The organism is Steroidobacter agaridevorans, from assembly GCF_009932555.1.
Lineage (GTDB): Bacteria > Pseudomonadota > Gammaproteobacteria > Steroidobacterales > Steroidobacteraceae > Steroidobacter > Steroidobacter agaridevorans.
Genome location: NZ_BLJO01000002.1, coordinates 542850 through 567267, shown reverse-complemented (window position 1 = coordinate 567267; position 24418 = coordinate 542850). Strand labels below are relative to the sequence as shown.

At 60.7% G+C, this 24418-nt stretch carries 26 protein-coding genes, 1 tRNA gene and 1 pseudogene; 6 read left to right on the top strand and 22 right to left on the bottom strand.

What is annotated here, in order from left to right; all coding sequences use genetic code 11:
- Positions 1-65 precede the first annotated feature (65 nt).
- Positions 66-1547 (top strand): arylsulfatase, encoded by a 1482-nt coding sequence (locus GYH35_RS09285; protein WP_161828239.1) that lies wholly within the window; start codon positions 66-68, stop codon positions 1545-1547.
- Positions 1548-1673: 126 nt separating this feature from the next.
- Here the strand turns inward: GYH35_RS09285 and GYH35_RS09280 are convergent, their stop codons facing one another.
- Entirely contained in the window at positions 1674-2231 is a 558-nt protein-coding gene (locus GYH35_RS09280) for a glycine zipper domain-containing protein (RefSeq protein WP_161828238.1), read from the bottom strand.
- Between the two features lie 908 nt (positions 2232-3139).
- Positions 3140-3268, bottom strand: a complete 129-nt coding sequence (locus GYH35_RS35110; protein ID WP_268894922.1) for a hypothetical protein — start codon at positions 3266-3268, stop codon at positions 3140-3142.
- Between the two features lie 210 nt (positions 3269-3478).
- Here GYH35_RS35110 and GYH35_RS09275 point away from each other — a divergent pair, with 210 nt between their 5' ends.
- Positions 3479-4342: a phage integrase N-terminal domain-containing protein gene (locus GYH35_RS09275; protein ID WP_161828237.1), complete on the top strand. Its 864-nt coding sequence runs from the start codon at positions 3479-3481 to the stop codon at positions 4340-4342.
- 263 nt (positions 4343-4605) lie between these two features.
- Here GYH35_RS09275 and GYH35_RS09270 read toward each other — a convergent pair whose 3' ends face one another.
- From GYH35_RS09270 to GYH35_RS09260, 3 genes are read right to left on the bottom strand one after another with little or no spacing between them, the layout of a single operon-like run.
- Complete coding sequence (locus tag GYH35_RS09270) at positions 4606-4974, bottom strand: helix-turn-helix domain-containing protein (RefSeq protein ID WP_161828236.1); 369 nt, start codon at positions 4972-4974, stop codon at positions 4606-4608.
- Positions 4971-5219: a hypothetical protein gene (locus GYH35_RS09265; RefSeq protein ID WP_161816589.1), complete on the bottom strand. Its 249-nt coding sequence runs from the start codon at positions 5217-5219 to the stop codon at positions 4971-4973. Before GYH35_RS09265 ends, GYH35_RS09270 begins: the two co-directional genes overlap by 4 nt.
- A complete protein-coding gene (locus GYH35_RS09260; protein ID WP_161816590.1) occupies positions 5216-5431 on the bottom strand; it encodes a hypothetical protein in 216 nt (71 codons plus the stop codon). Before GYH35_RS09260 ends, GYH35_RS09265 begins: the two co-directional genes overlap by 4 nt.
- A gap of 626 nt (positions 5432-6057) precedes the next feature.
- On the opposite strand from GYH35_RS09260, the gene GYH35_RS09255 reads away from it, so the two are divergent.
- On the top strand, positions 6058-7356 hold the full coding sequence (locus tag GYH35_RS09255) for a tyrosine-type recombinase/integrase (RefSeq protein ID WP_161816591.1): 1299 nt from the start codon (positions 6058-6060) through the stop codon (positions 7354-7356).
- Between the two features lie 789 nt (positions 7357-8145).
- On the opposite strand, the gene GYH35_RS09250 is transcribed toward GYH35_RS09255, so the two are convergent.
- The 5 genes from GYH35_RS09250 to GYH35_RS09230 all read right to left on the bottom strand — a co-directional run bounded on the left by GYH35_RS09250 (position 8146) and on the right by GYH35_RS09230 (position 11240).
- A complete protein-coding gene (locus GYH35_RS09250; protein ID WP_161816592.1) occupies positions 8146-8697 on the bottom strand; it encodes a MauE/DoxX family redox-associated membrane protein in 552 nt (183 codons plus the stop codon).
- Positions 8698-8705: 8 nt separating this feature from the next.
- On the bottom strand, positions 8706-9134 hold the full coding sequence (locus GYH35_RS09245) for a hypothetical protein (protein WP_161816593.1): 429 nt from the start codon (positions 9132-9134) through the stop codon (positions 8706-8708).
- 5 nt (positions 9135-9139) lie between these two features.
- The gene (locus GYH35_RS09240; RefSeq protein ID WP_161816594.1) at positions 9140-9709 is read right to left on the bottom strand and encodes a hypothetical protein; all 570 of its coding nucleotides are present in this window, start codon (positions 9707-9709) and stop codon (positions 9140-9142) included.
- 27 nt (positions 9710-9736) lie between these two features.
- On the bottom strand, positions 9737-10354 hold the full coding sequence (locus GYH35_RS09235; protein WP_161816595.1) for a TlpA family protein disulfide reductase: 618 nt from the start codon (positions 10352-10354) through the stop codon (positions 9737-9739).
- A gap of 61 nt (positions 10355-10415) precedes the next feature.
- Positions 10416-11240 (bottom strand): hypothetical protein, encoded by an 825-nt coding sequence (locus tag GYH35_RS09230; protein ID WP_161828235.1) that lies wholly within the window; start codon positions 11238-11240, stop codon positions 10416-10418.
- A 205-nt stretch (positions 11241-11445) separates the two neighbouring features.
- Here GYH35_RS09230 and GYH35_RS09225 point away from each other — a divergent pair, with 205 nt between their 5' ends.
- Complete coding sequence (locus GYH35_RS09225) at positions 11446-12561, top strand: hypothetical protein (protein WP_161816597.1); 1116 nt, start codon at positions 11446-11448, stop codon at positions 12559-12561.
- A 101-nt stretch (positions 12562-12662) separates the two neighbouring features.
- Complete coding sequence (locus tag GYH35_RS35385; RefSeq protein WP_407700197.1) at positions 12663-13031, top strand: response regulator transcription factor; 369 nt, start codon at positions 12663-12665, stop codon at positions 13029-13031.
- A 77-nt stretch (positions 13032-13108) separates the two neighbouring features.
- Here GYH35_RS35385 and GYH35_RS09215 read toward each other — a convergent pair.
- A pseudogene (locus GYH35_RS09215) lies at positions 13109-13202 on the bottom strand (ATP-binding protein); the annotation flags it as partial.
- Between the two features lie 816 nt (positions 13203-14018).
- Here GYH35_RS09215 and GYH35_RS09210 point away from each other — a divergent pair.
- On the top strand, positions 14019-14882 hold the full coding sequence (locus GYH35_RS09210) for a phage integrase N-terminal domain-containing protein (RefSeq protein ID WP_161828410.1): 864 nt from the start codon (positions 14019-14021) through the stop codon (positions 14880-14882).
- A 264-nt stretch (positions 14883-15146) separates the two neighbouring features.
- On the opposite strand, the gene GYH35_RS09205 is transcribed toward GYH35_RS09210, so the two are convergent.
- The 11 genes from GYH35_RS09205 to GYH35_RS09155 form a co-directional block, all read right to left on the bottom strand.
- On the bottom strand, positions 15147-15515 hold the full coding sequence (locus GYH35_RS09205; RefSeq protein ID WP_161814866.1) for a helix-turn-helix transcriptional regulator: 369 nt from the start codon (positions 15513-15515) through the stop codon (positions 15147-15149).
- On the bottom strand, positions 15512-15721 hold the full coding sequence (locus GYH35_RS09200) for a hypothetical protein (protein WP_161814867.1): 210 nt from the start codon (positions 15719-15721) through the stop codon (positions 15512-15514). The genes GYH35_RS09205 and GYH35_RS09200 overlap by 4 nt, the downstream gene beginning before the upstream one ends.
- Positions 15718-15906: a hypothetical protein gene (locus GYH35_RS09195; RefSeq protein WP_161814868.1), complete on the bottom strand. Its 189-nt coding sequence runs from the start codon at positions 15904-15906 to the stop codon at positions 15718-15720. Before GYH35_RS09195 ends, GYH35_RS09200 begins: the two co-directional genes overlap by 4 nt.
- Before the next feature lie 337 nt (positions 15907-16243).
- Positions 16244-16320: transfer RNA gene (locus GYH35_RS09190), tRNA-Pro, on the bottom strand.
- 186 nt (positions 16321-16506) lie between these two features.
- Complete coding sequence (locus GYH35_RS09185) at positions 16507-18972, bottom strand: ABC transporter permease (protein ID WP_161828234.1); 2466 nt, start codon at positions 18970-18972, stop codon at positions 16507-16509.
- A complete protein-coding gene (locus tag GYH35_RS09180; protein ID WP_161828233.1) occupies positions 18966-19652 on the bottom strand; it encodes an ABC transporter ATP-binding protein in 687 nt (228 codons plus the stop codon). The genes GYH35_RS09185 and GYH35_RS09180 overlap by 7 nt, the downstream gene beginning before the upstream one ends.
- An 8-nt stretch (positions 19653-19660) precedes the next feature.
- Positions 19661-20974 carry an efflux RND transporter periplasmic adaptor subunit gene (locus GYH35_RS09175; RefSeq protein ID WP_161828232.1) on the bottom strand — a complete coding sequence of 438 codons (1314 nt, stop codon included), beginning with the start codon at positions 20972-20974 and terminating at the stop codon, positions 19661-19663.
- 14 nt (positions 20975-20988) lie between these two features.
- The gene (locus GYH35_RS09170) at positions 20989-21360 is read right to left on the bottom strand and encodes a BlaI/MecI/CopY family transcriptional regulator (protein WP_161814872.1); all 372 of its coding nucleotides are present in this window, start codon (positions 21358-21360) and stop codon (positions 20989-20991) included.
- 82 nt (positions 21361-21442) lie between these two features.
- Positions 21443-21820, bottom strand: a complete 378-nt coding sequence (locus GYH35_RS09165; protein WP_161828231.1) for a VOC family protein — start codon at positions 21818-21820, stop codon at positions 21443-21445.
- A gap of 64 nt (positions 21821-21884) precedes the next feature.
- Positions 21885-23273, bottom strand: a complete 1389-nt coding sequence (locus GYH35_RS09160; RefSeq protein ID WP_202624188.1) for an efflux transporter outer membrane subunit — start codon at positions 23271-23273, stop codon at positions 21885-21887.
- A complete protein-coding gene (locus GYH35_RS09155; protein WP_202624187.1) occupies positions 23270-24412 on the bottom strand; it encodes an HlyD family secretion protein in 1143 nt (380 codons plus the stop codon). The genes GYH35_RS09160 and GYH35_RS09155 overlap by 4 nt, the downstream gene beginning before the upstream one ends.
- Positions 24413-24418 lie beyond the last annotated feature (6 nt).

The following is a 24418-nucleotide window of genomic DNA, read 5'->3' as shown; positions in this document are numbered from 1 at the left end:
GACGAGACCACGCATTCCCGAATGCCTGTTTCGACATCGTCCAGATGAACGAGAGGAATTAGGTCATGGCCAAGCAACCGAACATCCTAATTCTCTGGGGCGATGACATCGGCTACTGGAACATCAGCGCCTACAACCTGGGCATGATGCGATACAAGACGCCCAACATCGATCGAATCGCAAAGGAAGGAGCCCTATTTACTGACTGGTATGGGCAACAGAGTTGCACCGCCGGCCGGGCTTGCTTCATTACTGGCCAATCCGGTTTCCGCACCGGCCTGCTCAAAGTCGGTCTGCCTGGTGCGAAGGAAGGGCTGCAGGCGCGCGATGTCACCATTGCCGAGCTACTCAAGGCACAGGGCTACACAACCGCGCAGTTCGGCAAGAATCACCTGGGTGACGCGGATGAGACACTACCCACGGCTCACGGCTTCGATGAGTTCTTCGGCTCGCTCTATCATCTCAACGCAGAGGAAGAGTTCGAGAACCCCGACTACTTCAAGGATCCTGCGCTGATCAGGAAATATCAGACACGCGGCGTGCTCCACTGCTGGGCGAATCCGGACGGTACACAGAAAATTGAAGGCACCGGCCCGCTTGGCAGGAAGCGCATGCAGACCATCGACGACGAAGTCACCAATGCCACGCTCGACTATCTGGAGAAGGCAAAGAAAGCCGACCAGCCGTTCTTCGTCTGGTGGAACTCCACGCGCATGCACGTCAACACGCACCTGAAGCCTGAGAGCGAAGGCAAAACGGGGCTTGGCGTATATCCGGACGGAATGATCGAGCACGACGCCCACGTTGGGCAGATCCTCGATAAGCTCAAGGAACTCGGTCTCGAGGACAACACCATCGTCATGTACTCCACCGACAACGGTGCAGAGTCTTGTACGTGGCCCGATGGCGGAACCACACCGTTCCGTGGAGAGAAGAACGAGAATTGGGAAGGTGGATACCGTGTGCCCTGCATGATCCGTTGGCCTGGAGTCATCCAGCCGGGCAGCATCAACAACGAACTCTTCTCTCACGAGGACATGCTGCCGACGCTCTTGGCGGCCGCCGGCGTGCCAGATGTGAAGGAGCAGTTGCTCAAGGGCATGAAGGTCGGCAAGGAGACCTTCAAAGTCCATCTGGACGGCTACAACATCACCGACGCGGTTGCCGGGAAGGGATCAAATCCGCGCAAGGAATTCTTCTACTGGAACGACGATGGCTCGCTGGTCGGGTTGCGGTACGGCGACTGGAAGATCGTCTTTCAGGAGCAGCGCGCCCATGGTCTCGATGTTTGGCAGGAGCCCTTCGTGCCGCTGCGTTTGCCCAAGATCATCAACTTGCGCTCCGACCCGTTCGAGCGCGCTGAAGAAGTTGGCATCGGCTACAGCAAATGGAGAGTCGACCGCTTGTTCCTGCTCGTGCCGGCGCAAGAGTATGTCGGGGAGTTCCTCGCGACGTTCAAGGAGTTTCCACCGAGTCAGAAGGTCGGCAGCTTTTCGCTCGATCAGGTGCTGGACAAGCTCACGGCGGCAAGCACCAGCGGGAAGTAACGGGTGAGGGGGCTCGAACGGCGAAGACGTGTTGCCGGGCCGACGCTCAACCATTGGTTCCGTCGTCGCGGCCCATTCACGATCGCATTGAGTGCACGCCTGATCGCCGTCCTGTCTCCCACGACATTACTTCAACACGTAGCCGCGCCCCTCCAGACAGGCGGCATTCGCACGGTTGTAGGTTGCAAGCTGCTCTTGCCTTTTGGCTTCCGTCGCCTGGTCTGCCGCCTTTTGTTCCGCAGCGGCCTGTTCCTGCTGCTCAGCCGCCTTTTCCTGCTTCTCTTTGCTTTCGCGACGTGCGCGTCCGCCTGCGGCGACCGCACCAACCGTCGCACCCACTGCGGCACCCTTATCCGCATCGTTGTCGGCAATCTCACCGACTGCCGCTCCCGCTACGGCGCCCCGCGCAGCGCCACGCACGCGCTCCCCTTGTGGTCCCTTTGAATCAGCGTCCGGCTGCGCGGCAGGCGTCGGTGGAGCGGAAGCTGCTGGAGCCGCGGCCAGGACAGCCGGGTCCACGCCCGTCGTCTGCTTCGCCCACGCGGCACATTCGCCAGTGTCTTTCTGTTGTTGTTCAGCGGTTTGTTTCTTCGCGGGATACACGATCGGGGTCTGAGCAATTGCGCACGTCGTGGCAATCGTCAGGCCGAATGAGACGGCAAGAAGTCGATGACGCGCGCGCATGGAGCACCTCCGCAATCAGAAGATTGCCTTGAGCAGTTCGCTTAAGCGGCCGATGCTCGGAGCTTGAGCCGAGCGCATAGGCAGCGCCTATCAGGTTTTCGCATCCCCGCTCGGGCGAGACTGCGTCACGATGCAACCCGATCAGGCGCCGCGCGTACCGCCGGTCCTGTGTAGCGAGAAATTAGTAGCCAACAATGCGGGTAGGACTTTTCTGCATTGTTGTTCGCGCTCGGCCGGCCTACCGGCACTGTCTGCGCACCTCATAGCGGTGCAACAGACATGCCGACGTATTCCCGACGACCGACCCCGGAGCAGATCGCCGACGAGTTGGATGGACTGGTGGAGACGCGCGACGTAGAGCGCGCGACCGGTTACAGCCGCCGATGGATATCGGAGCTGATCGCGCGGGGACGCTTTCCGCCGCCGGACGTGCCAGGTTGTCTGGGTTCTGCACATCGATGGCGCAGATCCACAATCCGTCGATATCTTGACTCAATCTCGCAATGCCCGCGGTCGCCGACTTGACGGGCTAACGAGCTTTTGTCGGGGCTCCGCCAATCCGATTCCGTCTCCGGTGATGCCTGCAACAGTCGATTGACTGTTGCTGCACCTTCTTCCGATGCTTCGCGGGCCGTCACTGCACGCCGCAGTGACGGCCCTCGAAACTGCAGCAAAAATATGGTCGCGCGCCGTATCGTATTTAATGTCGCTCACATGATAGCCACCGGGCAGACTCGCTCGCGACTGATCTGCCGGCGGAGACAATCACCGGCAACCGGCGCCGGGGCATAAGCGCCACATCATGCGAGCACCAAGCCTGCTGATGCCGTACCCAATCGGTCGCCCCACCTAGACGCGACAAGCTCACTCGCGCGTCGTCCTCCCCCAAGGAGGTTGAGCCGCTTTGGTCACGCACCGCCGAGCACGTCATCGTGCGTCGTCACTCTCTGCGCCGATCGCAGCCGCATGGCTGCGATCGGTGCTCCGTTCTTCAACCACTTCCACATAGGAGGCAACTTATCCACGTAGATCCGCATCGTCTTCCACCTTTGCAAAACCTCCGCCCGAGCTTTCAACAGAAGGCACGGCGGAAGCCTCAGCCGAGGCAACAGGCTCCGCTGAGCGCCTGGCCCTTGCCCCTTCGGGGGATCTCGCTTGACGCGAGTTGGCATTAACACTGACCGAGCGGTCACCTCAGCAATAGGTTGTTTAGTGGAATTTGGATTAACGGCATTTGGAGGAAGACGATGAATAATTTGGCTCATACGTTGCGTCAGCTTTGCGACCGGAATCGAGATGGCAGCCATGCTACGCAAGGCGATCGACGGGATTGTTTGAAACTGATGGCTCGACAACTGAAGGAGGCCGGCTTCCGGCAATTGAAAGCCACATCGTTGAACGGCAAGCATGTAGACGCGCTGCTTGGACGTTGGCGGAATGATGGACTGTCGGCGGGAACGATCAAGAACAGGATGGCGCATCTGCGCTGGTGGGCTGAGAAGATCGGCAGGAAGGGGCTGATAGCGTCCAGCAACATCCAGCTTGATATTCCAAAACGAGTGTTTGTGACAAATGTAAGCAAGGCGGCCGAGGTTCAAGGCAAGTTGGGCAGGGTCAGCGATCCGTATGTTCGCGCCAGCTTAGAATTGCAAAGAGTGTTCGGATTGCGCCGTGAAGAGAGCATCAAGTTCCAGCCGCACTATGCCGATCAAGGCGACCACCTGAAAATAAAAGGATCGTGGACGAAAGGTGGTCGTGAGCGCGTTATTCCAATCATCTCATCGGAACAGCGGGCGGCCCTCGATTTCGCACACAAACTCGTGGGCGAGCGCTCTTTGATTCCTGCCGACAAAACGTACATCGAGCAACGTCACGTTTACGACCGCCAATGCAAGATGGCGGAATTGAAGCGCATGCATGGATTGCGGCACGCGTACGCCCAACTGCGTTACGAAGCTCTGACGGGCTGGAAACCCCCGGCAGCCGGCGGGCCATCGACGCAGTCTTTGACTGTCTCTCAGCGCCTTGCAGATTTCGAAGCTCGCCTGATAATCAGCCGGGAGCTTGGGCACGAGCGGATAGAGATCACCAAGGTCTACCTTGGAAGTTAGCGGACTTTGCTGGCTGTCGTTGTCTTGGTGTTGACACTGTCAACACCTTTGCCGGTCGCGCCGGAGCCGCGAGGGGTTTGCAGGAGGTGGATGCGTTGATGCGTGCTCCGGCGTAGCTGGGCGGGTTCACGGCGGCGCAAACCTCGGCCGCATCAAAGAGCAGGGAGGTTTGGCGCTGCCGCTTGGCATCGTTAAGGTTGCGCCAATTAAAGAGCCCGGCGCGGGGCCGGGCTCACTTCGCAGCACTGCCTTATGGATCGCTATCAGTGCTTTGTTGTATTACTGGTTTCCAGAACGTCGATGATTCGGATGACAAAGCGCTGTTGCGTCTTCGACAGTGCCTGCAACCGCTCCGCGTGTCTCATACAGCGCGGAGACAATCGCCCCTTCCGTTCGCGTACCGGCTTGGACAGGCCGACGAGGTCTCCGACCGGGGTCGAAAATACGTTCGCGAGCTTGGCAAGCACGAGCACGGAGATGCGGCGGTCGCCAAGTTCGTACGCGAACACAGCCTGCTGTGACACACCGATAGCGCGCGCAAGCTCCGCTTGAGTCATTCCTCGCGATTTCCGTAGTGTAGTGACGTATGCGCCGAGGGCTTTGAAGTATGTGCGGCTTTCCTGCTTGATCATTGCCGCGCCTCCAGTGCATCGAGCGCATCGAGTCCGTGCTCAATGAGAGGAATGATGGCGACGAGCACGTCAGCCAGGCAGTGAACCTCGACCATGTCGTGCGTTGCTGCCCGTTCCGCCACTGTCGCGACGGCGTGGGCCAATTGCATGTTTCTGATTGCCACATTGAGCGGGTCCAGACCGAGCGCCGTTGTCTGGCCCGAGGCGCGCTCGGGGCGCCTCCCGGCCTTGCCGGCGCCGCTCACTTCCCACCGGCCCGGAACTGACGCAGTTCCTCTTCTAACTGCTTGATGCGTTCAAGGCACCGCACAGCGAGCGCAGCCATGCCATCGAGAATGTCGGCGGCACGATTGAGTCGGAACATCAGCGGGCCGCGTTCGCCGCGAACGGCCTTTGCGGTGGCACGCAAAACAAGCGCAGTGGCGTGCGCTTCGGCGATGTCGGTCATGCCGTCCATGCGGCACCTCCGACGATTAGCGCCAGATCTGGGACGAGAAGGTCAGCGACTTGGAAATGGAGACGACCGCGCTCGATGCGCGGGATAATGAACACAGCCATGACACCACCTCTAACTCAGGTGAAGTTGTGGTCAGGGCCGTCGTGGTGCTCTAACACCGCGGCGGCTCGCTTCTCGAACTCAGTACTTCGCGATCAGGCGGGCACGATGACGTCGAGCGGTCGAGAGTGGCCGGCGGTGAGGCACGGAAAATCATCGGGTTGCATGAACTTTCTCCTGCTACGAGTGGATGAAGGCAGGAGCGGACGACTTTGTACCCTTAGCTGTACCCTGGAGAGATACCACCAAAAGACCGTCGTTCTAAGTCGTTGAATTGATTGGTCGGGACGGCGAGATTCGAACTCGCGACCCCTTGCACCCCATGCGCTTGAAAGCCTCTCTCGCACCCGCCTAGTTCATCACTCTTCCGAGCCACGAAAATACCGGTAAAACCAGTCTTTCAGCGGCTTCAATCCTACTCTTCCGAGCACTGCTGCGGAAGGGTCTAGAATGAAATAAACTGTAGCCGGACTGTAGCCGGACCGAACGCCTCGCATGTCGTAGGCACTGCCGGCCAGACCGACACCATGCCGGCGAAAAAGCGCTTTACCCCGACTTGGCTGAAGTCTTTGCTCGATAGCCGCCCCGCCGAGGACACAACATACAGTGAGGCCGGCCGTGTCGGGTTCATCCTCCGTCACCGCACAGGTGGCGCTCTCGTGTGGTTGGTCCGCTATCAGCGCAACGGCAAGCCCGTGTGGCTGACGCTCGGCGAATATCCCGCGATGACGCTCGATCAAGCGCACGAGGCGCATGCCGAAGTCCGCAAGCAGTTAGCGCAGGGCCTTGATCCGAAGGTCGAGCGGGAACGGCTGCGCATCGAGCACCAGCGCCAGGAGGAAGCGCGACAGCTAACGGAGGCCGTCACGGTCCGCAATGTCATCGCCGAATGGGCGTGGCACCACGCCCGTCGTCACCGCAAACGGCCGCGCGAAGCGATACGGCTGCTGCGGGTCCATCTTCTGCAGGCACCGGTGAAGGATAAACCGGCGAGCGACATCACGAAGCGCGACCTCGTGCTAATCATCGACAAGATCCTCGCGCGTGGTAGCACTGTAATGGCAAATCGGGTCCGCGACCTGACGGCCCAAGTATTCAACTTCGCAGCAATGCGTGACTTGATCCCGAGCTCGCCGGCCGCCGGCCTTCTGAAGAAGCCCGGCGGTCAGGAGCACGCAAAGGAACGCAGCCTTAACCGAGACGAGATCGGACGGTTCTGGCTCGGCCTGGACGATGCGAAGACGAAGATCTCACTGCCGATCCGGCTTGCACTGAAACTTATCCTCGTTACCGCGCAGCGCCCCGGTGAGATCGCGCAGGCGAAGTTCAACGATATTGACGTTGCCCAACGACTCTGGCGTATCGGCGACAACAAGAGCGAACGCCCGCACGTTGTCCCGCTCACCGACCTTGCGATCGAGATCATCGAGGAGTTGCGCAGACTCGCGAATGGCCGCCCATATCTGCTGCCGTCAGTGCATTCGACGCTCAAACCTGCCGAGCCAATCAGTGAGCGCGCTCTGTCGCGAGCGCTGAGAAACAATCAGGTGGACGAGAAGCTGTTCGGCTGCGAGCCATTTACGCCACACGACTTGCGCCGCACGGCCGCCACGCACATGACCACGCTCGGCATCCAGCGTTTGCACGTCGGCAAGGTTTTGAATCACAGCGAGGGTGGCGACGTCACCGCTGTCTACGATCGCTACGGATACTGGGACGAGAAGCAACGTGCTCTCGCCACATGGGAAGCGGAATTGCGTTCGATCATCGACGGCAAGCCGAGCAAGATCGTGCCGATAGCGCGAGCAAGCGGATCAGGGCAATGACCGAGCGAGCTGTCCCAAAACAATACGGTTTGGCGTCGGTCCACATTGTTACTCGCACATAGCTGATGCGTACCGGCACAGTCTGCCCACCTTCAATAGTGGTGCAGAAAACATGCCGACGCATTCCACCAGCCCGACCCCCGAGCAGATCGCCGAAGAACTGGATGGATTTATAAAGACGCGCGACGTGGAGCGGGCAACCGGTTACACCCGCCGATGGATATCGGAGCTGATTGCGCGCGGCCGATTTCCGCCGCCAGACGTGCCCGGCCGGCTGGGATCTGCGCATCGATGGCGCAGATCCACAATCCGTCGATATCTCGACTCCCTCTCAAATCCTCGTAGCCCCCTACAGTAGAGCTTCAGCCGCACATGTCGCATCCGAGGCACGACTCGAATTCGGGGCAGACTTGCGGGTTCACCGGTGAGATGTGGACGATCTTGGAGGCAATCACGCCGGTACAATCCTTTGTGCAACACGTATGGCTTGGCCCGAAGCACTCGTAGCACGCGTAGAGGTTGCTGGCATAGCAGCACCACCAGGACCATTCGCACACGCAGTTCGCAGGATTGTAGGGGCCGGTTTCACACAGACAGCAGCAGCCTATGACCGTGCAGGAGCCGCCGGCACGAGCTGTCCCCATGATTCCTGCGAGTAGCGCACCGCTCGCAGTTGCAATCGAATACAGAAATCTTCGTCGGCTCAGAGCGCCTTCCACCACCTTGATGATTGCTCGTGACATGAAACCTCCCTATCGGCGTCGGATCAAGGACGATTCGTTGTCCTCGTTATCGCGGGACTGCGTTCGACAATCGAATGAGAATTTCCGGCGCAACGATGACCCAGGACGCGGCAAGCACAGCTAGCGCCGCGCACAGCAGGGCTGCGAGAAGGTCGCTTGGGGTAAGCTCAAGCGGTGTGTTCCAATGAAGTCCGGCTCGCTGCAGGAACTGTAGCAACAACTCCGCAGCCAATAGCAGCCCCACGCGTGCAAACGTCTGAAATGAGACAGGTTCCTGCTGCGTCACTCCAAAGCACAGGCATCGGACGGGCTTGCCTCGTTTGAGCACGACTACGAGGACGCTTGCGAAGCTCAGCAGCAGCACTATGCCGCCGAAAACGCCAGACGCGAGCATCCCTCCGGTGAGATGCGACAGCGCGATGAACCCTTCCGCTAGGATTACGCCCACGGCAATTGGGGTTGCGAGCATTGTGCGCGAGATCGCGTACTCCGACAGCCCTTCCACGAACGAGACAGGGTGCGCGAGCTTGCTCAGACTCGACCACAGGAAGATCAAGCCGACCGCAAGCTGCACGGCGAGGGCGATCTGGGGAATCATCGGAGTGCTCATAGGTGAGGATGCTCTGGGGCGAGTGTCGGTTGCGGGCTCGTGACTTCGACGCCGTCCCAGTTGAGGTTGTGGGGGCTGACGGCAAAAAGTTTGAATTGAGCGGACCACAGGTGTGCGCGTCCGTTGCCTCGATCCAGATCGCGGAAACACGCATTTGCCGCCTGGACGTGAGCAACGACTCGCGTGTTGAACTGCAGAATGGCGCCGCCGTTCTTCCACAGCGACAGCGTGATGCAAGTGCGTGGCCCCTCGATTAGAAAGCGCGTGGCGATCAATCCCTCGATGTTCTTCGAGTGAGCTTTGATGCGCCGGAACGACCGGTACAGTCGCACCAGGGCCGTGATCGAGCGAACCTCGAAACGGGTGATTACACACATCACCTCGCTGTCCATCTTCCGATATCCGGTGCTTGCGGTTTGCTCCACGCTGGCTACTCCGGCGATTTCTCTGGCGGGTTCGGCGCCGGTGCTCGTTGCTCGGTTACAGGGTGGCCGATCTTCCTGACGATGCCTTTCTCATCGAACACCACGCAGTTCGGCATGGACGTGGCACGAAGCTGCTTCCGAAGGTGTGCGTCCGGCGCGATTAAGAGAGTCAAGCGCCCACCATACCTTGCGGAGAAGTCGCTGCGATCTCGGATCCAACGAGCGTCGTCAGTATCGCCCTCGCAGATGAGATACAGCCGCTCTCCCGCTTGAGTGAACAATCCCTGCACCACAGCCGCGAAGGTGTCTACACCCAGCGCGAGAACGTTCGAGCGCGCGACGAACAGCAACATCACATGCTGACCCCGCATGTCCCGATCCGTGACTAAGTGCCCTGAGTCAATTTCTTGGAGCGAAAAGCTCGGCATTCGCATGCCAAGTGAGCCCTTGCGTGGGGCATGTTCTGGCTCGACTCCATACAGCTCCTGCAGTGCTCGCGTTTCACGCAGGATGGTTCTCAACGTCAGCGCCTCAAGCGTGATGAGGGCGCTGAGTGTGACGACGCTGATGTCCATGGCGATAGTCATTGTGTGCACCACCCGTCAGTGTTGGCCAACAGCGTGCTGACTGGGAGTGGTTTCAGCTGGCAACGAGTTCGCAACCGCCCCGGAGCGCGCTGTCGCAGCGAGAGCGCCCGGAAGGAAATCCCGAAGCTCGGCGGAGTGCTCCGGATAGCGATAAGCTTCGATCTGCCATTCGCTATCGATGACGACTAATGCCGGCAGCGTTCGCAAACGGCATCGGTTGCTGATCAAGGCGCGGTTGTCATCGAGAATCGGCACGGACTTCGGCAGACTACCCAGGATTTCTCGACACCGCGTGGCGGCGCCCGAGCAGCAGATGAGTATTTCGCTCAAGCTCTCGGGAGCCAGCGACGCCAACTCCGAGACCAGGATTTTGCACGTGTCGCAGTCGACGGACAGGAACAGAAACACCGTGCGTCGGCCGCGCAATGTGGACCACTCGATCACCCCACCCGAACGCACGTCGACCGTGGTAAAGCGAGGTGCAGGACTGCCGGTCGGCAGCCCCTCGGTCGCCGGCTTCAATCCTTTCGGTGCTTCGTCGCGCAGCGCGGATAAATCTAGGATCAAGGAGCAGATCGCAAGTCCTTGGATGATCGCGATGACCCAAAGCAGGACATAGGTTGTTTCGAACATGCCGAGTATTCCTCGATCCGTGATGATAGGCGTCGCCTTGTGCGGAGGATCCTTGGGCGGCTCAGTCGGTTGTGACCGCGACCTCCACGCCAAGCAGCAGCGCGATGATTGGAATGCACAACAAGCCGGCTGCCGCGGCGTGCCGGTACACGGCGCGATTCTCAAGCAGAAGGCGATTCAGCTCCGGGGCGGTGCAGCGATCGATAGGCAACGTGCCCGCAAACCACATTGGGAGCGTTCGCCCGAACCAGTACGTCGCGAAGAGGAGTCCGCCTTTCGACGGCCCCAACACGGCAGCCAAAAGTACGACAACGTAGAAGCCTCCATGCTGCACGACCGTCGCGAAAGCGAGGCCGATGTGGCAGCCCCACATCCCGGCAGCTTTTGCGACGCCGAATTCAGAGGCCCAGGCCTTGTGCGTCTGTCGGTGGATCTGCGGCAGCGGGAATTGGATCAGGTTCAGCTCCCTCGCTGCGAGGCCGAGCGATACCACCGATACCAGTGCGTACATGAGCACGGAAATATATGGATGGCCGAACTGCGCCAGCTGGCCGACGGCGCCAACACTCATGCCGACGCAAGCGGCCGTCGCCAATCCGCCGGCGGTGTATGCGCTTACCGACTTCACCCACATTCGCTTCGACAGAACGCGCAGCGGAGACAGGGTGCCGACATGCGAGGTTCCGCATAGGCCGTCCACTTCGGACCAGCCGAAGAGGGTGGCTGCCACGAGCGCGGCCGACGTGAGATCGACAGCAACCAGCGCGCCGATAGCCGCGACGCTTGCGCAGATGAGCATATAGGTTGCGATCTTGAACTGATTGCGCACGGCAGCTGCCTCGCCGCTGTGCAATATCGATCTTTCGTGCAATGGAACGTTTGTCATGGCGTGGAGCTGCGTAGTTGATAGTGTTCTGACGCGCGTTGCACAACCAGTACAGATGATGTTACGTCGTCGTTGTACTTACGGCGTCTCGCGCATTCCGACAAGTCAGCTATGTAGCTGTCGCCTGTGCAGCCTACATGGATATTGCCGAACCATTCGTAACCGACGGGCATCAGCCAGCGCCGTCGGACCGGCGGTTGATGATTTGGAGGCTGAGCGTATAGTCATGAGTGACTGCTGTTCAAAATGGACATTTGATATGAGTAAAGCCGTCATCCTCTTGAGCCTATCAACGCTCGCGCTGGCTTCATCCACTATATATCTCATGGCCCGCGCCGAACCGGCGCTGAGGACAGCGACGAACGAGGAATGCCCCCGCGATGAACCCCGAGCGGCCGAACTCGAGGAAGTACCGCAGAAGACATCGCCGGCCGACGAGCCGGTGCCACGGCCCAATGCATTAGCGCCCAACGCATCGACGCATGCAGGCGCCGATACGGTGGCGGCTCGATTGGAACGTGCGATCGCCGAACCGATGACAGCGGATAGAAATCTGGCTATCGAGGTCCTGTTCGGCGTCAAACAATCGCAGTTGCTGCAGGATCCAAAGTATCGCGCCGCGAGCCGGGAGCTGCAGAAACAGATTGCTCTGGAGATGTATGCAGAGCGTATTAACGCTTTGCAGCTGTCCCCTCAGATGGCTGGCCGGCTGGCGCAACTTCTCGCGGATCACTCGCTGCAGTGGGTCGAGGAGTCGGCCGGACGCGTGACTGACAAAGATCGAGCTGAAGGGTCGGGCGATGCACCGACCGTCGCTACTCTCAACCAGCAGTCGCGGGAGCAGCGTCAGCATGCCGAGATCGAGGCGCTTCTTGGTGCGGACAAGTACCGCGAGTGGATCGAATTAGAGCGGACCAAGGAAGCCCGCCGCGAAGTCGCCACGCTGGAGCGGACGTTCGAGAGCGCCGGGGAACAACTTCGGCCGGATCAGCGCAAAGCGCTCGTAAAGGCGATCGCCGATGAGCGGACGAGACAACGGGACACGGGCACTCCGCCTCGCGGTTTCGGGCGAGCTGTTGCTTCGCCTGAGAGCGCCGAGGACAATTTGCGCGCACATGTGGCGGTGCTGGAACGTGACTACAAATCGATCCAGGCATCGAATGAGCGCCTGGCCCGGGCTGCTGCGAGCGCTCTGTCTGCGCAGCAGTTGAGTGCCTATCAGGCGACGCTCGATCATAGGCTCGCGCGCGCCAGGGCCAAGATCGATCTGAGCCGAGCGGCCCTCGAGTTCATTGGGCGTACGGATCTGATCAGCCAGTAGCCAAAGACAGCTACGCAGGCAAATGTGAACGAACCTCAGGGAAGGCGTTGCGGGACTCTCTGTGCACTGGAGCGGGCCGAAAGAACAAGGAGGGTTGCGAAATGGGTGGCGAGTGGCTCGAGTGCTCAGATAGAAGTCGGTTACCGGTCAGCTTCATTTCCAAGACGCAATGGCAAGCGATTCGCTCGTATCTCCGACTTTCAGCGCGAGAATCGGAGATCTGCCTGCTCATGCTCGCCGACCTTTCCGAGGCCAAGGTTGCGGAGCAACTATCGATTTCGGTCCACACCGTGCATTCGCATACAGAGAGGCTCTACAGGAAACTGCTCGTTGGGAGCAGGAGCGAGCTGGTCACGCGGATATTCCGGACATACGTTCAGCTCAACGGTTACCGGGAAGAGGTAATCGCGGCCTCTCAGGGAGAGCCCTCTGCGCCATCCGGGCCAATTCCAGCGCTGACTGAATTTTGACTCACCTCAGTCCGAAGACCTCGAAGTATAGTTTGACCACTGGGTGTTTGTTATTAAATATTTGCTGACGGCTTGATCTATCCCGCCTTCCGCTTGTCCTTCAGGCGATAACTCTCGCCCGCGATCTGCACGATGAGGAACGTGATGCGGCAGCCGATCCAGCAACGCAGCCTTGTACATCCAGAGAGGCTTGGTCGACTTGGGCCGGGACAACGCCGGCTCTCCCTGAGATTGGTCGAATACTTCGCTCAAGGCAGATCGTCGGCCTCAAGGCGCAATCATGCGGTCGATTCGAGGTGGACGCGGAAAGGCGCGACGATTTGTGCTGAAGCAATCCAAGTCTTGCTGCTGCAGATTCTTCCGGAAGTCAGGGCCGTCACTGCACGCCGCAGTGACGGCCCGCGAAACTGCAGCAAAAATATGGTCGAGCGCCGTATCGTATTTAATGTTGCTCACATGATGGCCACCGGGCAGACTCGCTCCCGACTGATCTGCCGGCGGAGACAATCACCGGCAACCGGCGCCGGGGCATAGCGCCACGTCATGCGAGCACGAAGCCCGCTGATGCCGTACCCAATCGGTCGCCCCACCCAGACGCGTCAGGCTCACTCGCGCGTCGTCCTCCCCCTGGGAGGTTGAGCCACTTTCGTCAAGCACCACCAAGCACGTCGCCGTGCGTCGTCACTCTCTGCGCCGATCGCAGCCGTCTGGCTGTGATCGGTGCTCCGTTCTTCAACCACTTCCACATAGGAAACAACTTATCGAAGCGAATCCGCATCGTGTTCACCCATGCAAAACCTCCGCCCGAGCTTTCAACAGAAGGCACGGCGGAAGCCTCAGACGAGGCAACAGGCTCCGCTGAGTGCCTGGCCCTTGCCCCTTCGGGGGATCTCGCTTGGCGCGAGTTGGCATTAACACTGACCGCACGGTCACCTCAGCAATAGGTTGTTTAGTGGAATTTGGATCAATGTCATTTGGAGTAACACGATGAATAGTCTGGCTTATTCGCTGCGTCAGCTTTGCGACCGGAATCGAGATGGCAGTCATGCCACGCAAGGCGATCGACAGGGTTGTTTGCAATTGATGGCTCGACAACTGAAGGAGGCCGGCTTCCGGCAATTGAAAGCCACATCGTTGAACGGCAAGCATGTAGATGCGCTGCTTGGACGTTGGCGGAATGATGGGCTCTCGGCGGGAACGATCAAGAACAGGATGGCGCATCTGCGCTGGTGGGCCGAGAAGGTCGGCAGGAAAGGACTAATAGCGTCCAGCAACGTCCAGCTTGAGATTCCCAAACGAGTGTTTGTGACGAATGTAAGCAAGGCGGCGGAGGTGCAAGACAAACTAGGCAGGGTCAGCGATCCGTATGTTCGCGCCAGCTTGGAATTGCAAAGGGTGTTCGGATTGCGTCGCGAAGAGAGCATCAAGTTTCAGCCGCGCTATGCCGATCAAGGCGACCACCTGAGAATCAAAGGCTCATGGACAAAAGGTGGTCGTGAGCGCGTTATTCCGATCATCACGCCGGAACAACGGGCGGCGCTCGACTTCGCACACAAGCTCGTCGGCGAGCGCTCATTGATTCCCGCTGAGAAGACGTATATCGAACAACGCCACGTTTACGACCGGCAATGCAAGCTGGCGGAATTGAAGCGCATGCATGGATTGCGGCACGCGTATGCTCAACTGCGCTACGAAGCTCTGACGGGCTGGAAACCCCCAGCCGCTGGCGGGCCATCGACGCAGTCTTTGACTGTCTCTCAGCGCCTTGCGGATTTCGAAGCTCGCCTGATAATCAGCCGGGAGCTTGGGCACGAGCGGATAGAGATCACCAAGGTCTACCTTGGAAGTTAGCGGAATTTGCTCTCTGTCGTTGTCTTGGTGTTGACACTGTCAACACCTTTGCCGGTCGCGCCGGGGCCGCAAGAGGGTTTACAGGAGGTGCATGCGTTGATGCGTGCTCCGGCGTAGCTGGGCGGGTTCACGGCGGCGCAAACCTCGGCCGCATTAAAGAGCAGGGAGGTTTGGCGCTGCCGCTAGACATCGTTGAGGTTGCGCCAAATAAAGAGCCCGGCGCGGGGCCGGGCTCACTTCGCAGCATTGCCTTAAGGATCGCCATCAGTGCTTTGTTGTATTACTGGTTTCCAGAACGTCGATGATTCGGATGACAAAGCGCTGTTGAGTCTTCGACAGTGCCTGCAACCGCTCCGCGTGTCTCATACAGCGCGGAGACAGCCGCCCCTTCCGCTCGTGGACTGGCTTGGACAGGCCGACGAGGTCCCCGACTGGGGTCGAAAATACCTTCGCGAGCTTGGCAAGCACGAGCACGGAAATGCGGCGGTCGCCAAGTTCGTACGCGAACACAGCCTGCTGTGACACGCCGATAGCGCGTGCCAGCTCCGCTTGTGTCATGCCTCGCGATTTGCGAAGCGTCGAGACGTGAGCGCCTAGTGCTTTGAAGTAGGCGCGACTTTCCTGCTTGATCATGGCCGCACCTCCGCCGCATCAAGGCGAGCGATCGATTGCTCCACGCGATCCCGAATCACGGCCAGCGCGTCGCTCACGTCGAAGTCGGCGTCGTGGTTCGCAGCGAACTGGACGGCGATCAACAGCGCATGGGTTTTGTGGAGGTGGCCAAGCTCAGCTCCGACCGCTGCTTTCAGGCGGCCAGGATCGACGGTCGCCGCCTTCATGGCGACACCATCGAGCGCAGCTTCGTGCGCACCGTCCCGATCTGTTCGAGCAGGACCAGCATTGAGAGCTGCTTCCGTCGGTTGCCCCGCTCGCGAGCCTTGAGCAATTCCGTGTCGGCGTGATGGCCAAGGAAGTCGAGAGCGAGGTGGAGGACGGCGAAGTCCCATTGATCGAGGGCGCTCATTCGGCACCCCCGACGCCCAACAGGGCGGGACAGTGCGGTTCCGCCCCGATCCAGGCGGGGATTGGGGCGTCCAGGGCTTCGGAGCCCACTTCAGCAACAAACCAAAACAGGCATCCGCGAACCGGTCGCGGGATAATCAGCACAGCCATGACTTTGATCTCCAGGATCAAGTTGTGGTCAGGGCCGTCGTCGGTGTCTCACCACTGGCGGCGGCCCGCTCTTGCTGAAAGCTGGCTGTAGCCGGAACTGTAGCCGGAATAGAAAATCGTCGATTTTCGAGCTTGAAGAGGAAGCGCAAGAGATGCGCTTAGAGGCTTGTTTTTACGGGGTTTTAGATTGGTCGGGACGGCGAGATTCGAACTCGCGACCCCTTGCACCCCATGCAAGTGCGCTACCAGGCTGCGCCACGTCCCGACACTGTTTCGATGCTACACGGCCGCACCTTCTACGACAACTTTGGGGTCTAAGTTGTTGTTATGCGCCGGTATTTGGGCGGGGCAAATGGCGGTGCCGCTAGCTTGAGCGTCCGGCGATTCGTCCCGCGGCGCGCGATATTACACTCTTTCTTCCGTTCCCGCAGACCCGATTTTCAGGGCTCGATTACTCGTACCGAAGCGCCTCGACGGGCTTGGCTCGGGCCACGAGCATGGCGTGACCCGCCACGGTGGCGAGTGCGATGACCAGGGCAAGTGCGCCAGCGATGACAAAGGTCAGGATGCCGATATCGGTGTGGTACGCGAAGCCTTGCAGCCAGCGTTGCATCACCAGATAAGCGCACGGCCACGCGATGAGATTGGCCCAGAGCACTGGGCGAGCGAACTGCCAGCCGAGAAACAGCAGGATGTCGGTGCGGCGTGCGCCCATGACTTTGCGCAAGCCGATTTCTTTGGTACGCCGTTCGGCGGTGAAAATCGCCAGCCCCAGCAGGCCCAGCGCGGCGAGCACGACGGCCACCGCGGAGAACCAGGTGAATATCGCCGACTGCGTCAGCACGTCCTCGTACAGCGCATTGACGAACTGATCCAGAAACATTCCCTGGAACGCAGTGGAGGAATGTTTCTCCCAAAGCTCGCGCACCGATTCCAAAGATTGTTGCACGGAGCCGCCGTCGAATCTGAAGACCATACGAGCAGACACGGTGGGGTCGATGTAATACGCGGTCGGCCCGATGACGTCGCGCACCGAACCGATGGAGAAGTCCGGAACGACCGCTGCGATCTTGGAGCTCGACTGCCCTTGGAACTGCAACCGGCCGTCCATGAAGCTGAGCCGCTGCCATCGGGCGAACGTGCCGACGGCGTCGGCGGGCGAGGAGTAGCCGAGAGCGCGTGCGGCCGCCTCATTGACCACGACGGTCGGATTGTCGGCCGTGGCGGGGTCCTTGCGCAGCAGGTCGTCCTGACCGAATTGCGGCGAGAGCAGGCGCCCGGCGATGGGCTGAATGCCGAACACATCGAAGAACGAATAATCGATTTGCGCCGCTCTGCCGTTGACGTTGCCGCCGCCGTGCGGCGAGACGAAGTTGACGGAGATGTGGTCGAAGCCGAGGGTGGAACCGGAGACACAGGTCACGGCCTTGACCCGGCCGAGCGTCGGTATCGCGTCGGTGAATGAGCTTGGGCAACCGAGCGCCTCGCTCGCCAGATAGATCTGATCGGTGGGCAGGCGCAGCCGATCCTCGATGGCAAAATGGATCTGGCGATTGACGGTGAAAGTCGCGACCAGCAGCGCGATCAGGATCGCAAATTGAGCGACGACCAGCGATTGCCGCGCGCGGCTCGACTGAGGAGTGAGCGCGGTTCCCCGGAGCACTGCGTTAGGCTTGAAGCGCGACAGATAGAGCGCTGGATAAGCGCCGGCCGCGAGTCCCGTCAGCATCGTCAGCCCGATCAATCCCAAGCCGAGGCGCGGATCGGTCAGATAGTCGAAAGCGATCTCTCGCCGCAGGAAGCCGTTGAATGCAGGAAGGACGAGCTCCACCGCAACGACGGCCGGGAGCAGAGCGAGCAGGGCATAGAACAGGCACTCGCCCATGAACTGAATCATGATTTGACGCTGAGTGGCGCCAGCCGCCTTGCGCACGCCCACTTCGACGGCACGACGCGAGGCCCGCGCCGTCATCATGCTGATGAAGTTGCCGCACGCGACGACGAGGATGAGGACAGCGACCGCAATCAGTGCGTGCAGCACCCTCACATCCGTCGGAGGTTTGATGTCGCCAATGCTGCGGGGTTGGAGATGGATATCGGCGAGCGGTGTGAGTGTAAATGTGTACGACTTCGCGATCGGCGTGCCGTTCACGCTGCCCGAAACATGGGAGTCGGTGAAGGCGCCGAGTCTCGAGCGAACATCGTGAATGTTCGCGGCAGCACGAAGGCGAACGTACGTGTATGCATTCTCGCTCCGTAGCGCCCCGGGCTGACGCTGTTCGGCGGTCAACGTGACCAGCGGCGAGAAGCTTGCGGCGCCCGGAAGGAAGACTTCGCCGTTGAGATGACTGTTCGAGGGAAAATTCTCAACGACTGCTGCGACACGCATGACGGTGTCCGGTCCGACGCGGATCGTCTCGCCTACCACATCTTCGCGCGAGAACAGTTGTCTCGCAGCTCGGCGCGTCAACACGAGCGAGTCGGGCTGGCTCAACGCATTCGCGAGGTTGCCTGCAACCCCGCTGAGCGGAAATACGTCGAAGAAGCTCGGATCTGCCCAGAAGGAAGCGAGCGTCGCGCCTTCATTGTCCTGCTTCGCGGACAGTCGCAAATTGCTCGGTATGAGTCGGGTCGCGGCCTCGACTTCCGGAAATGCGAGCTTCAGCGCTTCGGCATCGGTCGTCGATGTGACGCTCAATCGCATTGGGCTGCGGCCGGGTGGCTCGATGATTTCGCCGACCCGATAGATCCGATCGTGGTTTGGAACGAAGCGGTCGTAGCTGAACTCGTCACGGGCGTACAGTGCGATCAGGGTGGCAGCTGCGAACCCGAGCGACAGCCCGAATAGATTGATCAGCGTGTACGCGCGATTGCGCAGCAGATTGCGAATCGCCGCGGCGAAATAGTTGGCTAGCATGCCACCGCAATCTCCTGATCTTCGACGATCCGACCGTCGAGCATATGCACGATGCGACGGGCCCGGTTCGCGTGCTCGGCGGAATGCGTCACCATGACGATCGTGGTGCCGGCCCGATTGATCGCGCCGAGCAGATCGAGCACGGCATCGCCGTTTGCGCTATCGAGATTGCCGGTGGGCTCATCCGCAAGGAGCAGCTTGGGCCGTGTGACGAGCGCTCGGGCCACTGCCACGCGTTGTTGCTGTCCGCCCGACAATTGCTTCGGCATGTGATGTTCTCGATGCATCAGCCCGACGCGTTCCAATGCTTCGGCGACCCGGCTGCGGCGCTCGGCGCGAGACATGCCGACGTAGAGCAACGCCACCTCGACGTTCTCCGCGACGTCGAGGTCCTCGATGAGATTGAAATTCTGGAAAACGAATCCGACCCGCGACCGGCGGCGCAGCGTGAGCTGTTCTTCCGAACAGCGCGCCACATCTTCGCCCATGAACCAGTACGCTCCAGAGGTCGGGCTGTCGATGAGTCCGAGCACGTTGAGCAGCGTGGACTTGCCGCAACCGGACGGACCCATGATGGAAAGGAACTCGCCGGCACGCACCTCGAGAGAAACCTCATCCAGTGCGGCCGTTTCGACGTCACTCGTGCGATAGGTTCTGCAAATGCGGTCGAGCTTGAGCATGGCTGTTCCTAACGAGTGAGGACGATGCGATCCACGGCGTCGAGCCCGGTGTAGTCCGAGGTGATGACGCGATCGCCCGGGGCAAGGCCGTCGAGTACTTCGAGCTGCTCGATGGAACGCCGGCCGAGCCGGACTTGCCGGCGCTGCGCCGATTGGCCGTCGGCTGCAATCACGAACAGCCAGTCGCCGCCGGTGCGCTCGATGAACTGACCGTTGGGAAGTAACAAAGCGTCCGTGTCGCCGCCGAGCCTGAGCCGGCCCTGTGCGGCGGCGCCGGCCACCAGGGCATCGGGGCGCTCGGCGCCAAAATCCAGATCGATCTGGAACTGTCCGTTGCGGACCTGCGGTGAGACCCGTCGCACGGTGAGATCGGTCGGGGTGCCGTTGAGCTCGACGGTGGCCGTTTGGCCGGTGCGTACTCGTGACAAATAGAACTCATCGATATCGGCGACGAGTTTCATTCCCGAGTCTGGCGTCACTTCCGCCAAACGATCGCCGGGCGCGCGATTCTCACCGACCTTCAAATCGAGCGCAGTGACACGGCCAGACACCGGAGCGCGCACGACGAGGCTGTCGAGTTTGTCGTGCACCACCGTGAGGTTGCCACGCAGGTTCTGCAGCTGATCGTGAATGGCCGGCAGCAAACGGGCACGCAGCTCGGACTGGCGCCGGCTGCTGTCGGATTGAATCGGCTTGAGCCTTCGATAATAGGCAAGCTCGTCGGCGATTTCGTCGCGCTGCTCGCGAGACACCAGCCCCTTGCCGGCCAGCGTCTCACGGCGCTCCATGGCGCGCTGCAGATTCAGAATTTTATAGTCGATCTCCGCGAGCCCGCGCTCGTTCACGAGATGGTTCTGTTCGAGCGCGATCTCGTTCTGCTGCAGCTGTGAGATCGCCTGATTGAGCTGCGATTCCTGTTGAATGACCTGCAGCGCGAGGTTGGTGTTGCTGAGTGCGATGATGGGCTGGCCGGCTGCGACCACGTCGCCCGCTTCGACGTAAATGCGGTCGACGCGGCCACCGTCGATGGCATCGACATAAACGGTTTCTCGCGGCACGACTCGCGCGTTCAGGGGAATCAGATCACGAAACAAACCTTGCGATACGGTCGCGGTCGATATTTGCTCGAGCGGCAGCCTGAGGGTTCGCTCGCCTGTGCCTGCGATCAGTTTTATCAACAGCAGGCACGCGGTGCCGATGATCACAGCAGCGATTCCGATCCTGGCGCCGAGCGGCCAGCGTCGCAGCGACCACGCGGAATGTTCGATCCGCCGATCCATCGCTGGACCGGCAATCGAGGGTTGAGGCGCGGGGATCGCCATCGGTGCTCGTTACATCAACGAGGCTTGCGCCGGAGCTTGCCGGCCAGCGTTTTCAGCTGATCCGCGCTCACCAAGCCCGAGTCGACCAGTCCGAGCAACATGCGCTCGAGCGAGCCGCCGCAGTAGCGCTGAACGATGTCGTGAACCGCGTTGGCCGCGGCCGATTCCGGCGTTTCCTTGGCGCGATAAACAAACGTTCCGTTCACGACCGTGTGATCGACGTAATCCTTTTCCTCCAGGCGCCGTAGCACCGTGCGGATCGTGGCGTCCTTCAAATCGCGGGCCACTTGCTGACGGACGGCAAAAGCCGTCATCTCGCCGTGTTGCCACAGGATCGCGAGCAACTCGTGCTCGAGATCGCCCAACGGCGCACGGGCGCCCTTCATGGTGTTATCGCTCGTAACATGTGACGAGTTGTAACACCTAAGGTCGGCCGTGGCAACCGACTTTTTCGGAACGAGGGTGGGACTACCTGGCTGAGTAGCTCAGTGCTTCGATCTTGTTACCGTCAGGGTCGTACACGAACGCGCCGTAATAGTGACCGTCATATTCGGGGCGGATGCCGGGCGCGCCATCGCTGCGTCCGCCGTTCTTCAATGCGACGGCGTGGAACTCATCGACCATCTTCCGGCTGCGCGCCTGGAACGCGATGTGAGTTCCGTTGCCGGCCGTCGCAGGTTGTTTATTAGTAGGAACGACCAGGCTGAAGAGAATTTCGCCGGTGCCGTAATGCGCGCCAGTGTCATCGCACTTGAGCAAGCGAAAGCCGAGCAGGGCAAAGAGGGGATCGTAGAACCGCCGTGCGCGCTCTACATCGTTGGTCCCGAGCGAGACGTGATTGATCATGGCAGCACCGTCCGGTGGAGAACCGTTCAATCGATGCGCCTCCGGACAAGTTCCCGGTCGAGTGCTATCGATTCGGCGCCTGCCAGCCACCGCCCATGGCGCGATATAGATTCACGCTGGCGGTCAGGCCATCGGCTTGAATTTGCACCAGTGACAACTCTGCCGAGAGCAAGCCACGTTGTGCGTCGAGCTGGTCGAGGTGAGGGGAATATCCAGCGCGGTAGCGATTGGTTGCGTGAAAGAACGCCTCGGCGAGCGCGTTGCGTTGGGCTTCGACATGTTTGGCTTGCTCGGCCAGGCGTTGCAGGGCGACCAGGCTGTCTTCGACTTCCGAGAGTGCGGCGAGCACGGTTGCGCGATAGTTGAAGGCGGCTTGATCGCGAAGCGCCGCGGCCTCATCGCGTTGGGCTGCAGCCAGCCCGCCATCGAGGATTGGCGCGAGCACACTGGCGCCGAGCGAGAACAAGCTGACCGGATCATCGTCGAGTCCGCTCGCAAACACCGCGCCGGCCGCTCCGGTAATCTGCACGTTCGGCAAGAACGCTTTGCGTGAAGCGGCGAGGTTGAGGTCGGTCGCGGCGAGTTGATACTCGGCTTGTGCGATATCGGGACGACGACGCAGTACATCGGCGGGCAGGCCCGCGGGAATCGGTGGGATATGCAGCGCTGCCAGTTGCGCGCCACGTTCGATCGACCCGGGCGGTTCACCGATCAACGAGCTCAGCGCGTTCTCCTGCTGGGCGATGGCGAGCTCGAGTTGAGGGACAGTCTGCGCGGTCGATTCAAACTCGGCGCGGGCCTGCGCCAGGTCGAGGCGAGAGGAATAGCCCACGCGTGCTCTGGACTCCGCGATATGCAGCGCTTCGGTGCGGGCGACGAGTGTTTCGCGAGTGACCTTGAGCCGTGCATCGAGCGCGCACAAGGTGATGTAGGAGCTGGCAGTCGTCGAGGCAACGGCAAGAACGACGGCGTCGTGTGCAGCTTCGCTCGCAAAGTATTGCTGACGCGCGGCGCCCGCGAGGTTGCGAACGCGGCCAAACAAATCCACTTCCCATGCCGCCTGCAATTGCGGTTCGATGGATGAAGCAGTCGAGGGCGTGCCGAATGCACTCAGCGAGCGCGCTCGAGCTCCGCCCACGGCCAGATCCAGCGAGGGAAACAAACGCGACCGGGCTTGGCGCTCCTGCGCCTGTGCTTCTCGGACGCGCGCTGCGGCGATGGCGACATCGGCATTGTTGGCCAAGGCGCGCTCGATCAGTTTGTCGAGCACGGGATCGCCGTAGCCACGCCACCACTCGCGCTCGATTTCAACCGTCGGACCGACCGAAACGCGCCACCGCGGGGGAGGACTGATCGAAGCAGCGGGCGGCGGTGGACGATTCGAGAGCATGCAGCCGCCGAGCAGGCAGAGGAGCAGGGCCATCGATGACTGCAAGCCGCGGATGCCCATCATTGCTTCCCGTGCGCTTGAGCGTGTCCGCGCGTATCCACTTCCACCTCGACCGACATGCCGGGCCGCAATCGCTGGGCGAGCGGCTGACCGGGATCCACGGCGATGCGAACTGACATTCGCTGCGCCACCTTCACGAAATTGCCGGTCGTGTTGTCCGACTTGAGCACGGCGAATTCGGAGCCCGTGGCGGGCGCCATGCTTTCGACGCGTCCGGTGAGGCGGGCCCCAGCAAGCGCGTCGACATAGAACACGGCGGGTTGACCGGGCGCCATATGTGCGGTCTGTGCTTCTTTGAAGTTGGCCCTGACCCAGAGTTTGGCGGGCACCACATACATCAGTTGAGTGCCAGCGGTAACGTACTGGCCGACGCGCACGCCAACGTCGCCGAGCTGTCCGTCGACGGGTGAGCGAATCGTTGTGTTGGAGAGATCGATCTCGGCAAGCTTCAGCGCCGCCTGGGCGGACTCGACAGCGGCATCGAGCCCACCGCGGCCGACTTCGACGGCCACGATGTCTTGTCTTGCGATCTCACCCGCAGCACGGGATTGATCGACCGCAGCTTCGGCAGCCCTCAGCGCTGCGAGGATCTGATCGCGCTCACGGAACGAGACCGATCCATCGGCGATCAATTCCTCCACGCGTTTCGCATCCGCCTGCGCCCTGGCCAGCTGTGCTTTGGCATTCTCCAACGATGCCGCCTGCGCATTCGCGCTCGCCTGCTTGGAGCGCAGCGTCTGTGCCGAGTTGTTGCGATTGGCGTTGGCCGCAGACAGGTTGGCGCGCGCTTGATCGACTCGCTGCCGATAAATGCGGTCGTCGATCTGCGCGAGCACGTCGTGAGCTTTGATGGTCTCGTAGTCCTGCACAGGAACCGCGACGACATAGCCGCTCACTTGGGGACTGATCAGCGTCGTTTGCCCGCGCACGTAGGCGTTGTCCGTGGTTTGGATGGCTCGCGTGAAAGGAGGCAACTCCCACGCATACAGCACGATCAACACGCCCAGGAGCGCGCCAACGATGACGATGACGGTCGTGAGCAGTGTGTGCTTCGGCGGCGCCCAGCCGGTGGGCGCAGTCTTCTGCACCGGCGTTTCGATGGGTTCGGTGACGCGGGGTTCTTCGGGAGGAGCGTCGTTCACCACTGC